Below are 13,584 nucleotides of genomic sequence, written 5' to 3'. Positions count from 1 at the left end.
AATCATAGGCCGGCCATTGTCATCAATATCGCCCATTCGGTGTCCCCGACCGGCGATACCGAAAGCCGCGACTGGCGCAGCATTGGCAGGTCGGCGAGCTTGGCCTCGGCCTTCATCGCCGCCAGCGGGACGGGTTGGGGAAGCGGCCGGTCGGGTGCCACGGCGACGGATACCCAGCGGCCGTCCTCGCCATCCGCCTGGGCCGCGCGGGTGATGGTCGCGATGCCGACCGCCGCCTTGTCCTTGCCGCTATGATAGAACAGCGCCGAGTCGCCCGGCTGCATCGCCCGCAGATGCTTGGCGGCGGCGGCGTTGCGCACGCCATCCCATTCGGTCGCGCCGTCGCGGACCAGATCGTCCCAGCCATAGCTGTCCGGCTCTGATTTCAGCAGCCAATAGGCCATATCCGCTCCGCTCTCCTGAACCGCAACTAAACGCCATATTCCAACGCCATTCAGCCCTGTCGTGGCAGGAAAGGCAACACGGACGCATTATGCGCGTTTTGCAAACAGCGGACCGGGCGTATCTGTATTGGAGGTTCGAGATGAACGGGATGTTCAAGAAATTGGGGCTGGGCCTGGCGCTGGGTGCGACCGCGCTGACCGCCGCGGCGCCGGCCGAGGCGCAGCGTTGGGGCCGCGGCTGGGGTGGCGGCGGCTATTACCATCGTGATCGCGGCGGCGATGCGGTGGCCGGCGCGCTGCTGGGCGGGATCGTCGGTCTGGGCGTGGGCGCGGCGATCGCGAGCAGCAACCGCCCGCGCTATGTCGATCGCGGCTATTATTACGACCGTGGCTATGATCCCTATTATGCGCCGCCGCCCCCGCCGGTGGTCTATCAGTATCGCAGCTATGCGCCGCGCTGCTGGAACGACTGGCGCTGGGACCCCTATTGGGGCCGCAACGTGCCGGTTCAGGTCTGTAACTAAGGCCCATGGCGGCGTCGGGAGCGATCCCGACGCCGCTTTTTCTAAGGCTTGCTGCTTGGCAGCGCCCCCGAGTCGGCGTTAAGGCCCGGAGCATGACCGATACCGTTCCCGATCGCCTGTCCACCAACCCGGACAGCCCCTATTTCGACCAGGACCTCCTATCGCGGGGGGTGGGCATCCGCTTCAAGGGTACCGAGCGCCGTGACGTCGAGGAATATTGCATTTCCGAAGGCTGGATCCGCGTCGCGCTGGGCAAGAAGGTCGACCGCCATGGCCGCCCGCTGACCCTGAAGCTGACCGGTGAGGTCGAGGCGTGGATCGAGAATCCGGCGCAGGGTGATCACACCGCCGAAGGTTCGGAAGAGGCCGGAGCCTAACTATCTGGACCACCCCGGCGAAAGCCGGGGTCCAGTTGCTGGGCGATGTCGAGGGTGGGTGCTTTTGCCTCCCGCGCCGCGAGTGGCGCGCCACCGGCTTGGTGGCACCTAGCCCCCGGCCTTTGCCGGGGTCGAAAGGATCATAGAGGCGGGCGCGTACCCAACCTCCGTTCAGGCTGAGCGAAGTCGAAGCCGACGGGAGAACCTCACCGCACTTCAACTTCGCTCTGCGCGAACGGCGGAGACGGTTTACGCCGCCTCCATCGCCTCGCCCGCTTCCATCCAGCGCATTTCCGCATCGGCCAGCTTGTCGACCACCTCGGCACGGCGCTTGTTCAGCTCGCCCATCGACAGTTTTGCATGGCGCGGTTCGGCCGCCGCCGGGTCGTTCATCGCCTTGTCCAGCGCATCGCGTTCGCGAGTCAGCTTGGCCATCTCGTCCTCGATACCGCGCAGCGTCTTCTTCATCGCGTTGAAGCGCTCGCGCTGCTCCGCCGAGGCCTTCTTGCTCGCCGCCCGGTCCGCCTTGGAGGCACCATCGCCCTGGCCCGCATCGCCCTTGAGGACGAAGGCGATGTAATCGTCCAGCGACCCGTCGAACTCCTTCGCGGTGCCGTTGTCGACCAGCACCAGCCGGTCGGCGGTCATCTCCAGCATGTGGCGGTCATGGCTGACCAGCACGACCGTGCCCTTGTACATGTTGAGGGCCTGGACCAGCGCCTCGCGCGCATCGACGTCGAGGTGGTTCGTCGGTTCGTCGAGGATCAGCATATGCGGCGCGTCGCGGGTGATCAGCGCTAGCGCCAGGCGGGCACGCTCGCCGCCCGACAGCTTGCCGACCTTGGTCGTCGCCTTGTCGCCCGAAAAGCCGAACCGGCCGAGCTGCGCACGCACCGCCGCCGGGGTCGCGCCGCGCATGATCCGCGTCATATGCTCGAGCGGGGTGTCGTCGGTGTCGAGTTCCTCGACCTGATATTGGGTGAAGTAGCCGACGCGCATCTTGCCGGACGCGTTCATGTCGCCTTCCATCGGCGTCAGTTGCGCGGCGAGCAGGCGGGCGAGGGTGGTCTTGCCGTTGCCGTTGCGGCCCAAGAGCGCGATCCGGTCGTCCGGGTCGATGCGCAGGTTCAGCCGCTTCAGGATCGGCGTGTCCGAGTAACCGACGCTCGCCAGATCCAGCGTGATCAGCGGCGGGCGCAGCTGGTCGGGATCGGGGAAGTCGAAGGACAGCGACGGGTCGTTCGCCATCTCCGCGATCGGCTGCATCTTCGACAGCATCTTGGCACGGCTCTGCGCCTGCTTGGCGGTCGAGGCGCGGGCCGAGTTGCGCGCGATATAGTCCTGCAGCTTGGCGCGCTGCGCCTCCTGATTCGCCTTGGCGGCGGCCAATTGCGCCATCCGCTCGGCACGCTGGCGCTCGAACGAATCATAGCCGCCGGGGTAGAGCGTCACCTTGCCATTCTGCAGGTGCAGGATGTGGTCGACGACATTGTTCAGAAAGTCGCGCTCGTGGCTGACCAGCAGGATCGTCGCGCGATAGGATTTGAGGAAATCCTCCAGCCACATCACCGCTTCGAGGTCGAGGTGGTTCGAGGGCTCGTCGAGCAGCAGCACGTCCGGTGCGGAAAAGAGCAAGGCGGCGAGGGCCACGCGCATCTTCCACCCGCCCGAATAGCTGGACAGCGGCCGCGCCTGCATCGCCTCGTCAAAGCCCAAGCCCTGGAGGATGCTGGAGGCGCGGGCGGGGGCGGTATAGGCGTCGATCGCGATCAGCCGCTCGTAAATGTCGCCCAGCTTTTCCGGATCGCTCTCGGTCTCGCTGCGCTCCATCAACTCGGCGCGTTCGACATCGGCGGCCAGCACCGTGTCGAAGGGGGTGGCGGTGCCGTCGGGGGCTTCCTGCGCGATATAGCCGAGGCGCGCGCCTTTCGGCATTTCGCACGCGCCGTCATCGGCCTCGAGCTGGCCCGCGATCACGCGGACGAGCGTCGACTTGCCCGCACCGTTACGACCGATCAGGCCGACCCGGCTGCCGGGGGGAAGCGCGGCGGATGCGCCGTCGAGGATCGTGCGGCCGCCTAGGCGCACGGTGATGCCATTCAGATTGAGCATGGCGCGGCGCCTAGCAAATTCCGCGCGAAAAGGGGAGGGGGGCATTATCCTCCCCGGTACGGGGAGGCACCGCGAAGCGGTGGTGGAGGGGGCGTTCCATACAGAGGTCCCTAGCGGAAGCCCCCCGTGTCAGCGCATCCGCGCTGCCACCTCCCCGTACCGGGGAGGATTTGGGCTCAACGTGCCGCGATGCTGGTCGCGCCGGCCGGGCCGGCGGGCGGCCAGTTCTGCGCGCCGCACTTCTTGGGCACCCATTCGGCTTTCTTGTTCCAGCACAGCGTATCCAGGCGCGGCATCGTCACGTTGAACCGCTGCTCGCGGCCGACATAGCGCGGGAAACGCTGCTCGCCATAAGGCACCAGGCTGTTGCGCAGTTCCTGCATCCGATCGACCGCCAGTTCGCCCAGATGGCCGCGCGGGGTGAATACCGCCTGATGCGCGATCGACCCGGCCGTCGAGCAGAAGCCGAGCTGACCGGCGACCGACGAGAAGCTGGAATAGGTGCGCGTGCCGTATTGGTCGAGCGCCATCTGGCCTTCGCGCGGCGTCTTGCTGGTCCGCTTGAAATAGGCGGCGAGGGTGTCGAACGCGCCCTTCAATTCGGAATCATGATCCTTCAGGATCGCGTTATAGTTGATGACCGAGGCCAGCATCGGTTCGAACTGGCATTGCAGGGCCGCGACGTTCAGCGCCGAGCGCATGTTCCAGAGCACGCCCGCGCGCAATTCCGCCGGCGTCGCGCCGGGCAGCGGCTGGCCGATGCCGGGTTCGTCGCCCCGGACGGGCTTGCCCTGGAAATTATAGGGTTGCAGGAAAAACTGCGCCGATGCGGGTGCGGCGGCACCCATCCCCCAAAACGCCACGCCGGCCGCCAGCGCGGTACGCACCACCTTCATCTCTATGTGATCCTTCCCCCGTAGGGCTTCGAAAGCGTCCCGAAACATAACGCTTTTTCGGGTGCGACCCAATGAAAATCGTAACACATTCTACATTCCATGGCCGCCGCTTCGTTCCTGAAAAGTAACGAGATCGGTACGGGCAGAACCGCCGTCGGAACGGGCCGACATGGAGGCGATGGGCGACGTCGATGCAGGATATCGCCCAAAGACCAGCCGCAATGAAAAAGGGCCGCCCGGTCGCCCGGACGGCCCTTTCCTTCATCGTGGGAATGACCCCGACGATGATTACATCGCGTTCGACGTGTTGGTCATCATGGTGTCGTTCGACATCATCATGTCGTTGCCCATGGTGTCGTTGGCCATCATGCCACCGTTCATGGCGCCGTCGACAGCGGTCATGTTGTCGGTGGTGGTGTCCATGCCTTCGGTCGCGTTCATGTCGGTGACCATGTTGGCGTCGGTGGTGTTCTCGGTCTTCGAGCCGCAAGCCGAAACCGCGAGCGCCGCGCCGGCGATGACCGAGCCCATCAGGACCTTGGAGATGATTGCACGCATTGGAAGCTCCCTTGATATTTAGGATTTGGAACGGCTTGCTGGCCCTAATACCCAAATCGGGGTGGACATTAATCGGATACCGCCCGGTCCTCAAGCCTCGTTTTGTCGGACCGGATGGAGGTTGTTGAGAAAGGCCGGAAAGGTGAACGCCAGCGCCTCGTCAAAGGTTTCCAACGACTTGACGCCGTTTAACGCGAAAAGGCTGGTCACGGGGAATTCGGGTAGGCCGCATGGCACGATCCCACCGAAATGGGACAGGTCGGGCGCGATGTTGATCGCAAAGCCGTGCAACGTGACCCAGCGGCGCACGCGCACGCCGATCGCGCCGATCTTGGCCTCCGGGCCGCCATCGCGCGTCCAGATGCCGACGCGGCCCTCCGCCTGAAAGGCATGGACGCCCAGCCGGGCGAGCGCGGCGATCAACCAATCCTCCAGGCTGTGGACGAAATGGCGGACGTCGCGCCCCCGCTTGTTCAGGTCGAGGATCAGATAGCCGGTGCGCTGACCCGGGCCGTGATAGGTATATTTGCCGCCGCGCCCGGTCTGGAACACGGGGAAACGCGGATCGACCAGCTCGACCGGATCGGCGCTGGTCCCCGCGGTATAGACCGGCGGATGTTCGAGCAGCCATACCAGCTCGCGTGCCTCGCCGGCCGCCACTGCGGCGGCGCGCGCCTCCATCTCGGTCAGCGCCTGGTCATAGGGGGTCTGGCCGGGGCTGATGCGCCATTCGATATCGGGGATGACAGGGTCTTGGGTCACGATGGCGGCTATCTGCGCCTCGCGCCCCGGGGATGCAAGCGGCGGCGATGGCGTTGCGCGGGGCGATCGGCTAGGCACCGCATGGGGTTTGATCGCGGAGGCGCGATCGCGTGCGGCAGGGAGGCCAGGATGACGGTCAGAATCGGATCGGTGTGGGACAGCACCCAGCAAGTGCTGGCGGGCAGGACCGGAATGCTCGCGCCCTTTGCCGCGATCGGTTTCGTTCTGCCCGTGATATTGCAACTGCTGCTGGTTCCCCAGACGACCATGGCCAATATGTCCGCCGGCGCGAGCGTGACCGGATTGCTGGTCACCCTGGTGGCGATCGGGCTCGGCATCTGGGCGCAACTGGCGATCATGGCGCTGGCGACGCATCCGGCGACGACCTCGGCGGAGGCGTCGCGGGCCGGTCTGCGCCGGCTGCTCCCGCTGCTCGGCGTCGCGGTCGTGCTTGGCCTCGTCTTTGCCCTGGTGGTGCTCGTGCCCGTGGTCGTGCTCGGTGTGTCGGGCTTCGACTTTGCCCGGGCGATCGCGGCGCAGGGCAATCCGGCGCTGATGCCTCCGATGCCCCCTGGAGCCGGGCTATTCGTGATCCTGTACGGCCTGACCGCCTTCATCCTGGCCTTCTGGGTCATGGCGCGGTTGATGCTGACCTATGCGGTGGTGCTCAACGAGCGTCGCGGGCTGGGCGCCATCCGCCGCTCGATCACGCTGACCAGGGGCATGACGTGGCGGCTGATCGGCGTGACGATTTTGTTCGTGATCCTCGTCTTCGTCACGACTGCGGCGGCACAGGGCGTCACCGCCATCGCCTTCCGCCTGATCCTGGGCAGCGGGCATCAGGCGCTGGTGATCGGCCTGGCGAGCCTTGTCGGATCGATCGTCAGCGCGGGGTTCATGACCCTGGCCTATGTCTTCATCGCGCGGCTCTATGTCGCGGCGGCGGGTGTGCCGGTGGTCGAGGCTGCTGAGGTGACGGAGGACGGTTCGCCGACATTGTGATGGGATTGGATGTTGTTGCGACCTTGCGGGACGCGTGGAGTCTGTTCCGCCGGGACCGCGATCTGTTGATCCGACTGGGCGCGCCATTCCTGTTCTGGCCGCCGCTGGCGCTGGGGCTGCTGGTTCCGGAACCGCCCATGCCCGCCGAACCCACCTCTGGCGATGCGCGGGCGGAGGCGACGGCGCGCGCCATGGCGTGGTTCGATTCGGTCGGAACCTGGGCGGGCCATTATGGCAGCTGGTATTTCGCGGCCTATGCACTGGGCATGATCGGCTCGGCGGCCTTGTTCGCGCTGTGCTTGAGCGGTGGACGGTTCAGCGTGGGGCAGGCGCTCAAACTCGCCTTGCGGGTGGCACCGCGATTCCTGCTCGCGATGATCCTGATCGCGCTGCCGGTCGGGGCGGGGATGCTGCTCTATATCCTGCCGGGCCTGTACGTCGCCGGGCGATTGATGCTGGTCGGCCCGGTGCTGTTCGCCGAGCGGCGCATGCCGGCTTTGGCAGCCATCGCACGCTCGCTGGTGCTGACACGCGGCGTCGGTCTGCCGATGGCGGCTCTGGCGTCCTGTACTTCGCTGGGCGGCATGATCGCGGCCCAGCCCTTCCTGTTGCTCGTCGAGTGGGCACAGGCGAATGACGGTGGGCCCATCATGATCGCCTTGCTCCACGCCGGGGCGGCGGCGGTGGCGATGGCCGCCGGCATCGCCCAGGTGCTGATCGCGATCGCGGCCTATCGCCGGTTGGTCAGCCGGGGGATCTGAGGTGCGGCCTCTTCGGGCAGAATGCCCAAGTCGCGCGGGTCGGGAAAGGTCTCGATCGCGCGCGACACCGCTTCGAAACCCTGTTTGCGATAGAAGTTGAGGGCGGCGGGGTGGTCCAGCGTACAGGTATGGACCCAGACCCGATCGACCTGCGTGGTCCAGGCGCGCATCAGCGCCTGCGCTATCAGCCAGCCGCCATGGCCTTGCCCCGCCAGTTCCGGGATCAGTCCGAAATAGCTGATCTCGCAAGCGCCCGGCTGCCGATGGTCGAGTTCGAGCATGCCGACCTCGATCCCCGCCCGGTCGACCACCGCGAAGACGGCGACCGCAGGGTCGTGGACGATCGCGGCCAGCGTGGCATCGTCCATTACCAGCCGCGAGAACCATAGCCAGGGCGCGCCGACGCGCCGGAACAGCGTCCGATATTTGGCCAGGTCCGGCATCTTCCAGGCGGACAGCGACAGGGGCGAAGGCGGCATTGGCCGGGGCCGGGGACGCTCGCGCATCTCCAGCGTCGTGACGATCGTCGCGATCTCGGCCGGATCGACGGGGATCAGCGCCATGGCCGCTTATTCCCAGGTCGCGAGTGGCGGCAGGCTCATCAGGATCGCGTCGATATTGCCGCCGGTCTTGAGCCCGAACAGCGTGCCACGATCATAGACCAGGTTGAACTCGGCATAGCGACCGCGCCACGCCAGCATCGCGGCGCGATCGGCCTCGGTAAAAGGCAGCCCCATGCGCCGCCGGACGATGCGCGGGAAGACGTCCAGGAACGCCTCGCCGACATCGCGGGTGAAGGCGAAGTTGCCCGTAAAATCCCCCTCCAGATGGTCGTAGAAGATGCCGCCGACGCCGCGATGCACCTGACGGTGCGGAATGTAGAAATAATCGTCCGCCCAGGCCTTGAACCGGGGATGATACTCCGGGTTATGCGCGTCGCAGGCGGCCTTCAACCGGGCGTGGAAATCGGCGGTGTCCTCTTCGATCGGCAACGGCGGATTCAGGTCCGCACCGCCGCCGAACCAGCGCTTGGTCGTGGTCAGGAAGCGGGTGTTCATATGAACCGCTGGAACATGCGGATTGGCCATATGTGCGACCAGGCTGATGCCGGTCGCGACGAAGCGGGGATCGTCGCCCGCGCCGTGAATCGTCTTGGCGAAAGGCCCCTCGAACGTGCCACCGACGGTCGAGACATTGACCCCGACCTTTTCGAACACGCGGCCCTTCATCACGCCGCGCACGCCACCGCCACCGGGCTCGCCACTGGGATCGGCCCGGTCCCAGGCCGTATAGGTGAAGGTCGCGTCCGACCCGGCCTCGCGCTCGATCGCCTCGAACTCCGCGCAGATCCGGTCGCGCAGGGTTTCGAACCAGAGGCGGGCGGCGTCCTGCTCGGCGTCGAGCGCGATGTCGGGGGTACGGCTGTTCATGGCGTTCGGCTTCTGGGCTGGGGTGGTGCAGAGGGTCAAGGCGTGATCTGATCCCAACCCGTCTGGCGGCGCGCTTCCGCCATTAGAATTCCGCCGGTTATCGCGACGTTGAGCGAACGTACGCCAGCGCGCATGGGCACACGCACGCGGATATCGGCGGCGTCATGCACCGCCGATGGCACGCCCGCCCCTTCGGAGCCGAGCAGGATGACGTCGTCAGGGCGGAACCGCATATCGGGCAGGGGCAATGCGCCCAAGGTCGTCGCGAGCACGATTCGGCCGCGCGCCGCCGCCTGAAACGCCGTCCAGTCGGCATGGCGCACGACTTCGGCCCGATCGACATAGTCCATCGCCGAGCGGGCCAGCGCCCGGTCGGAATAGGGAAAGCCCATCGGCTCGATCAGGTCGACCGCGATGCCGAAACAGGCGGCGGTGCGGATCAGCGTGCCGACATTGCCCGCGATATCGGGCTCGTAGAGTGCGAGCCGCATCAGTGACCGGGAAAGGAGACCAGCGCGTCGACCGCGATCTCGTCGCCGCGTAGCGCATCCGCCCCGCCCAGATCGGGCAGGTCGACCAGGAACTGCGCCTGCTCGACCAGGCCACCCGCTTTCCGGATCAGCCGGACGGCAGCCCGCGCGGTGCCGCCGGTTGCGATCAGGTCATCGACCAGCAGGACGCGCGCGCCGGGGACCAGCGCATCCTCATGGATGGCGATGCGGTCCTGGCCATATTCCAGCGCATAATCCTCGGCGATGGTGGTGCCGGGCAGCTTGCCGTCCTTGCGGATCAGCAGCACGCCAGCGTTCAGCGGCACGGCCAGCGCGGCGGCGAAGAGGAAACCCCGCGCCTCGATCCCGGCAACCAGATCGACGGGCCCCCGCGTGGCGGTGACCATCCGCTCCACCGTGCGCGCCACTCCGCTGGGGTCGAGCAGCAGGGTGGTGATGTCGCGGAACTGGATGCCGGGCTTGGGGAAGTCCGGGATCGTCCGGATCAGGGCTTTCAGATCGTCATTGGCGTTCATGTGGGACGTCATGGGCCGGACGGCTTCGGGGGTAAAGGGGGGGGAAGCCCCAACGCTCCCGCTCCGTTCAGCCTGAGCGAAGTCGAAGGCCAAGGGAAACCGCTTCCAAGATGGATATGGGAAAAGGGCAGCGCTTGGGCTTCGGCTTCGCTTAGCCGGAACGGAGATTGCAGCTCCAATAAAAAGGGCGGCTCCCGCATCGGAAACCGCCCCAGGCTCTCACATCAAATAGTCCCGTCTCAATGCTTCACGTCGCGCCAGACATTCTGATACGCGCCCCAGGCCAGGAAGCAGAAGATCAGGATGAAGATGAACGCCCCGATCCCGGCGGCATGGCGCGATTCCAGCTTGGGCTCGGCGGTCCAGGTCAGGAAGGCGGCGACGTCCTTGGCCATCTGGTCGCGGGTTGCGAGCGTGCCGTCGGCATATTGCACCTGGCCGTCCTGGGTGATGGGTGGCGGCATCGCGATGTTGAGGTTCGCGAAATAGGGATTGTAGTGCAGACCCGTCGGCGTCTTGGCGTCGGGGAACTTGCGCAGCAGCTCGGCCGGCTGGTTGCGATAGGCATCGGGCCCGACCAGCGAATAGACATAGTTGGTGCCCTCATGCCGCGCCTTGGTGATCAGCGACAGATCGGGCGGCAGCGCGTTGTTGTTCGCCGCGCGCGCCGCGACCTCGTTGGCGAAGGGCGAGGGGAAGCGGTCGGCGGGCATGTTCTTGCGCGTCGTCGCCTCGCCCGTCTCCGGGTTGATCGACGGCTGCTCGATCGCCCACTGATTGGCGATCGCCTTCACCTCGGCCTCATTATAGCCGAGATCGGCGAGGTCGCGGAACGCCACCAGCCGCAGCGAGTGGCAGGCCGCGCACACCTCCTTATAGACTTGGAAGCCGCGCTGGAGCTGGCGACGGTCGAAACGACCGAATACGCCGTCCGAAGCCAGATGCGCCTCCTTGGGGTGAAGGTGGAACTCCTCCTCGGCGGTGGGGATGGGCGGCTCGGAGATGAGTCCCGAGATGCTGCCCCACAGCGCGATGGCGAGAACGAAGGTGAAGGCCGCCCCGACCAGGAATGCGATGCCACGAACCATGTTCTTTTATCCTCTCTCGGTTCGCGTCAGGCCGAGGCCGAAGGGGTTAGGGCCGACTTGGTGGGGGCCGTGCCGCCATGTTTGGCCAGCACCGCCTCGGTGATCGAGTTGGGCAGCGGTGCGGGCCGCTCCGTCCGGGCGATCCAGGGCAGAATCACCAGGAAGTGGAGGAAATAATAGGCCGCCGTGATCTGGCTGAGGATGATGAAGAAGGGCGTCGCGGGCGAGCCTCCGCACCAGCCGAGCAGCAGCACGTCGACCACCAGCACCCAGAAGGCCACCCGCGCCTTGGGCCGGAAATTGTTCGAGCGCACCGGCGAGCTGTCCAGCCAGGGGAGGAAGAACAGTAGCAGGATCGACCCGAACATCGCCAGCACGCCCCACAGCTTGGCGGGCAGGATGAAGTCGGCAGTGAAGGCGCGCAGGATCGCGTAGAAGGGCCAGAAATACCATTCGGGCACGATATGCGCGGGCGTCGAGAGCGGGTTGGCCGGAATGTAATTGTCCGGATGGCCCAGATAATTGGGGAAGAAGAACAGCAGGCTGGCGAAGACCAGCAGGAACACACCCAGCCCCACCGCGTCCTTGGCGGTGTAATAGGGGTGGAACGGCACTGTATCCTGCTCGCCCTTCACGTCCACGCCGGTTGGGTTGTTGGAACCCGGAATGTGCAGCGCCCAGATGTGCAGGATGATGACGCCCGCGATCACGAAGGGCAGCAGATAGTGGAGCGAGAAGAAGCGGTTGAGCGCGGCATTGTCCGGCGCGAAACCGCCCAGCAGCCAGATGCGGATGGTGTCGCCGACCACCGGGATCGCCGAGAAGAAGCCGGTGATGACCTGCGCCCCCCAGAAGCTCATCTGCCCCCAGGGAAGGACATAGCCCATGAAGGCAGTCGCCATCATGAGGAGGAAGATGACGACGCCAAGTAGCCACACCATCTCACGCGGGGCCTTGTACGATCCGTAATAGAGGCCGCGGAAGATGTGGGTGTAGACGACGATGAAGAACATCGACGCGCCGTTGGCGTGGGCATAGCGCAGGAACCAGCCGGCATTGACGTCGCGCATGATGCTTTCGACCGAGTCGAAGGCGACGCCCGCATTGGCCGCATAATGCATCGCCAGCACGACGCCGGTGATGATCTGGATGGCGAGGGCTGCCCCCGCCAGCACGCCGAAATTCCAGAAATAATTCAGGTTGCGCGGCACCGGATAGCCGGCGCCCACCGCATTGTAGACGAGGCGCGGCAGCGGCAGCTTCTCGTCCAGCCAGCGCATGACCGGCTGCTTGGGTTCATAATGCTTGGCCCAGGGAAAGCTCATCTCTCGGGTCCCCTTTAAGCGGCCGCGCCGACCGTGACGGTCGTGTCGCTGTCGAATTTGTAATCGGGCACGAACAGGTTCAGCGGCGCCGGGCCCTTCCGGATCCGCGCGGCGGTGTCATAGGCCGAGCCGTGGCAGGGGCAGAAATAGCCGCCATAAGGGCCCTTATTCTCGCCTTCGCCCGCGCCCAGCGGCACGCAGCCCAGATGGGTGCAGACGCCCAGCGTGATCAGCCAGTTCTTCTTGCCCGGCTTGGTCCGTTCCGCCAGCGTCTGGGGATCGCGCAGCTCGGACAGCGGCACCGCGTCGGCCTCGGCGATTTCCTTGGGGGTCAGGTTGCGGACGAACAGCGGCTGCTTGCGGAAGCTGGCCTTGATCGCTTGGCCCGGCGCGATCTTGGACAGGTCGATCTCGGTCGTCGACTGGGCCAGCACATCGGCCGAGGGGTTCATCTGGTTGATCAGCGGCAGGACGATCGCCAGCGCGCCCACCCCGGCAAAGGATACGGCCGCGATGTTGATGAAGTCGCGGCGACGGGGATCATGGACCTCTTCCTGGAATGGCTCCGGCGCCTCGCCGGGGGGTACGGTGTTCTCCGTCATCGCCATTCGTCTTGTCCCTCCACCTTCGATCGCGTGCGCAAACGGTACGCTCTGGACGGTCGTGCCGGATTGGTCCCGGTCATGCGCCGCCCTGTCACAACCCGCCCATGATGAACGGTACTTCAGGTTAGCCTTGCTTGGCGGGCTTTGCCAATCCCCTTTGGGCCGATCCTCGTCGGACCGCGGTTCAGCACGGGTGCAGCCTTTGACGCTTAGGAACTGACGTCACTACGGTGGGTTGACCGCTGATCGACGTGGATGACGGACCCCTGCCGCACCCGCCAGAATTTGCCCAGGGGCGTGGAGAGGCATGATGGTCCTTGGCAAGACGGGTTGGGCCGCATTGATGGCGGCCGGTTTGCTGGCGCTCGGCGGCTGCACCGATGGCTATGGCTATAGCGGTGTGTCGGTGGGGGCCGGCTATGGCGGCGGATATGCGCCCGGCTATTATGGCGGCGGCTATGGCTATGCGCCGTCCTATTATGGCTGGTACGACAATTTTTATTATCCAGGCACGGGCATCTATGTCTACGACCGCTACCGCCGCGCCTATCCCTGGAATGACGGGCAGCGCGCCTATTGGCAGGGCCGGCGCGATGCGTGGCGCGGGGGTGCGATCCGTGATCAGTGGCGGGGATGGGGCCGGGGTGGCTGGCGCGGGCCGGTGCCCGGCGCCGCACCCGGCTGGCGTGGTCGCGGTGCCGTGGCGCCGACCC

General features: G+C 65.9%; 16 protein-coding genes and 1 pseudogene. 5 read left to right on the top strand and 12 right to left on the bottom strand.

Features of this window, described 5'->3' with window-relative positions:
* Nucleotides 1-2: 2 nt before the first annotated feature.
* Entirely contained in the window at nucleotides 3-404 is a 402-nt protein-coding gene (locus SP6_RS17660) for an EVE domain-containing protein (RefSeq protein ID WP_007407090.1), read from the bottom strand.
* Nucleotides 405-544: 140 nt separating this feature from the next.
* Between SP6_RS17660 and SP6_RS17655 the strand changes: the two genes are divergently transcribed.
* Entirely contained in the window at nucleotides 545-928 is a 384-nt protein-coding gene (locus SP6_RS17655) for a hypothetical protein (RefSeq protein ID WP_037570233.1), read from the top strand.
* A gap of 92 nt (nucleotides 929-1,020) precedes the next feature.
* Nucleotides 1,021-1,305 carry a DUF3297 family protein gene (locus SP6_RS17650; protein WP_007407097.1) on the top strand — a complete coding sequence of 95 codons (285 nt, stop codon included), beginning with the start codon at nucleotides 1,021-1,023 and terminating at the stop codon, nucleotides 1,303-1,305.
* A gap of 249 nt (nucleotides 1,306-1,554) precedes the next feature.
* Here the strand turns inward: SP6_RS17650 and SP6_RS17645 are convergent, their stop codons facing one another.
* The 4 genes from SP6_RS17645 to lipB all read right to left on the bottom strand — a co-directional run bounded on the left by SP6_RS17645 (nucleotide 1,555) and on the right by lipB (nucleotide 5,633).
* Nucleotides 1,555-3,417, bottom strand: a complete 1,863-nt coding sequence (locus tag SP6_RS17645) for an ABC-F family ATP-binding cassette domain-containing protein (RefSeq protein ID WP_007407106.1) — start codon at nucleotides 3,415-3,417, stop codon at nucleotides 1,555-1,557.
* Nucleotides 3,418-3,593: 176 nt separating this feature from the next.
* The gene (locus SP6_RS17640; RefSeq protein WP_007407100.1) at nucleotides 3,594-4,313 is read right to left on the bottom strand and encodes a hypothetical protein; all 720 of its coding nucleotides are present in this window, start codon (nucleotides 4,311-4,313) and stop codon (nucleotides 3,594-3,596) included.
* A gap of 288 nt (nucleotides 4,314-4,601) precedes the next feature.
* Nucleotides 4,602-4,871, bottom strand: coding sequence for a hypothetical protein (locus tag SP6_RS17635; RefSeq protein ID WP_007407094.1), 270 nt, complete (start codon nucleotides 4,869-4,871; stop codon nucleotides 4,602-4,604).
* A 90-nt stretch (nucleotides 4,872-4,961) separates the two neighbouring features.
* Nucleotides 4,962-5,633 (bottom strand): lipoyl(octanoyl) transferase LipB, encoded by a 672-nt coding sequence (gene lipB / locus SP6_RS21555; protein WP_007407099.1) that lies wholly within the window; start codon nucleotides 5,631-5,633, stop codon nucleotides 4,962-4,964.
* Between the two features lie 129 nt (nucleotides 5,634-5,762).
* On the opposite strand from lipB, the gene SP6_RS17625 reads away from it, so the two are divergent.
* Together SP6_RS17625 and SP6_RS17620 are read left to right on the top strand one after the other, a co-directional pair.
* Nucleotides 5,763-6,635, top strand: a complete 873-nt coding sequence (locus SP6_RS17625) for a DUF7847 domain-containing protein (protein ID WP_007407103.1) — start codon at nucleotides 5,763-5,765, stop codon at nucleotides 6,633-6,635.
* Nucleotides 6,635-7,396 carry a YciC family protein gene (locus SP6_RS17620; protein WP_007407107.1) on the top strand — a complete coding sequence of 254 codons (762 nt, stop codon included), beginning with the start codon at nucleotides 6,635-6,637 and terminating at the stop codon, nucleotides 7,394-7,396. The genes SP6_RS17625 and SP6_RS17620 overlap by 1 nt, the downstream gene beginning before the upstream one ends.
* Here the strand turns inward: SP6_RS17620 and SP6_RS17615 are convergent.
* The 7 genes from SP6_RS17615 to petA all read right to left on the bottom strand — a co-directional run bounded on the left by SP6_RS17615 (nucleotide 7,366) and on the right by petA (nucleotide 12,874).
* A complete protein-coding gene (locus SP6_RS17615) occupies nucleotides 7,366-7,959 on the bottom strand; it encodes a GNAT family N-acetyltransferase (protein ID WP_007407092.1) in 594 nt (197 codons plus the stop codon). The genes SP6_RS17620 and SP6_RS17615 overlap by 31 nt on opposite strands.
* A gap of 6 nt (nucleotides 7,960-7,965) precedes the next feature.
* Nucleotides 7,966-8,826, bottom strand: a complete 861-nt coding sequence (hemF, locus tag SP6_RS17610; RefSeq protein ID WP_007407105.1) for an oxygen-dependent coproporphyrinogen oxidase — start codon at nucleotides 8,824-8,826, stop codon at nucleotides 7,966-7,968.
* A gap of 35 nt (nucleotides 8,827-8,861) precedes the next feature.
* Complete coding sequence (locus SP6_RS17605; protein WP_007407095.1) at nucleotides 8,862-9,317, bottom strand: tRNA (cytidine(34)-2'-O)-methyltransferase; 456 nt, start codon at nucleotides 9,315-9,317, stop codon at nucleotides 8,862-8,864.
* Nucleotides 9,317-9,865 carry an adenine phosphoribosyltransferase gene (locus SP6_RS17600; RefSeq protein WP_007407091.1) on the bottom strand — a complete coding sequence of 183 codons (549 nt, stop codon included), beginning with the start codon at nucleotides 9,863-9,865 and terminating at the stop codon, nucleotides 9,317-9,319. Before SP6_RS17600 ends, SP6_RS17605 begins: the two co-directional genes overlap by 1 nt.
* A 227-nt stretch (nucleotides 9,866-10,092) precedes the next feature.
* On the bottom strand, nucleotides 10,093-10,941 hold the full coding sequence (locus SP6_RS17595; RefSeq protein WP_007407108.1) for a cytochrome c1: 849 nt from the start codon (nucleotides 10,939-10,941) through the stop codon (nucleotides 10,093-10,095).
* A gap of 26 nt (nucleotides 10,942-10,967) precedes the next feature.
* The gene (locus SP6_RS17590; RefSeq protein ID WP_007407089.1) at nucleotides 10,968-12,266 is read right to left on the bottom strand and encodes a cytochrome b; all 1,299 of its coding nucleotides are present in this window, start codon (nucleotides 12,264-12,266) and stop codon (nucleotides 10,968-10,970) included.
* A gap of 14 nt (nucleotides 12,267-12,280) precedes the next feature.
* Nucleotides 12,281-12,874, bottom strand: coding sequence for a ubiquinol-cytochrome c reductase iron-sulfur subunit (gene petA / locus SP6_RS17585; protein WP_007407104.1), 594 nt, complete (start codon nucleotides 12,872-12,874; stop codon nucleotides 12,281-12,283).
* A gap of 307 nt (nucleotides 12,875-13,181) precedes the next feature.
* Between petA and SP6_RS17580 the strand changes: the two are divergent.
* A pseudogene (locus tag SP6_RS17580) lies at nucleotides 13,182-13,584 on the top strand (hypothetical protein); the annotation flags it as partial.

The organism is Sphingomonas paucimobilis NBRC 13935, assembly GCF_000739895.2.
In the GTDB taxonomy this organism is placed as follows: Bacteria; Pseudomonadota; Alphaproteobacteria; order Sphingomonadales; family Sphingomonadaceae; genus Sphingomonas; species Sphingomonas paucimobilis.
Note: the sequence above shows the minus strand (reverse complement) of the source record. Positions and strands in the feature narration are given on the sequence as shown.

What these genes read in the sequence shown, in the direction of transcription:
- SP6_RS17615 (WP_007407092.1), bottom strand. Translation starts at nt 7,959, where the DNA reads ATGGCGCTGATCCCCGTCGATCCGGCCGAGATCGCGACGATCGTCACG.
- SP6_RS17600 (WP_007407091.1), bottom strand. Translation starts at nt 9,865, where the DNA reads ATGACGTCCCACATGAACGCCAATGACGATCTGAAAGCCCTGATCCGG.
- SP6_RS17645 (WP_007407106.1), bottom strand. Translation starts at nt 3,417, where the DNA reads ATGCTCAATCTGAATGGCATCACCGTGCGCCTAGGCGGCCGCACGATC.
- SP6_RS17655 (WP_037570233.1), top strand. Translation starts at nt 545, where the DNA reads ATGAACGGGATGTTCAAGAAATTGGGGCTGGGCCTGGCGCTGGGTGCG.
- SP6_RS17635 (WP_007407094.1), bottom strand. Translation starts at nt 4,871, where the DNA reads ATGCGTGCAATCATCTCCAAGGTCCTGATGGGCTCGGTCATCGCCGGC.
- SP6_RS17625 (WP_007407103.1), top strand. Translation starts at nt 5,763, where the DNA reads ATGACGGTCAGAATCGGATCGGTGTGGGACAGCACCCAGCAAGTGCTG.
- SP6_RS17590 (WP_007407089.1), bottom strand. Translation starts at nt 12,266, where the DNA reads ATGAGCTTTCCCTGGGCCAAGCATTATGAACCCAAGCAGCCGGTCATG.
- hemF (WP_007407105.1), bottom strand. Translation starts at nt 8,826, where the DNA reads ATGAACAGCCGTACCCCCGACATCGCGCTCGACGCCGAGCAGGACGCC.
- SP6_RS17660 (WP_007407090.1), bottom strand. Translation starts at nt 404, where the DNA reads ATGGCCTATTGGCTGCTGAAATCAGAGCCGGACAGCTATGGCTGGGAC.
- SP6_RS17650 (WP_007407097.1), top strand. Translation starts at nt 1,021, where the DNA reads ATGACCGATACCGTTCCCGATCGCCTGTCCACCAACCCGGACAGCCCC.
- SP6_RS17620 (WP_007407107.1), top strand. Translation starts at nt 6,635, where the DNA reads ATGGGATTGGATGTTGTTGCGACCTTGCGGGACGCGTGGAGTCTGTTC.
- SP6_RS17640 (WP_007407100.1), bottom strand. Translation starts at nt 4,313, where the DNA reads ATGAAGGTGGTGCGTACCGCGCTGGCGGCCGGCGTGGCGTTTTGGGGG.
- SP6_RS17605 (WP_007407095.1), bottom strand. Translation starts at nt 9,317, where the DNA reads ATGCGGCTCGCACTCTACGAGCCCGATATCGCGGGCAATGTCGGCACG.
- SP6_RS17595 (WP_007407108.1), bottom strand. Translation starts at nt 10,941, where the DNA reads ATGGTTCGTGGCATCGCATTCCTGGTCGGGGCGGCCTTCACCTTCGTT.
- petA (WP_007407104.1), bottom strand. Translation starts at nt 12,874, where the DNA reads ATGGCGATGACGGAGAACACCGTACCCCCCGGCGAGGCGCCGGAGCCA.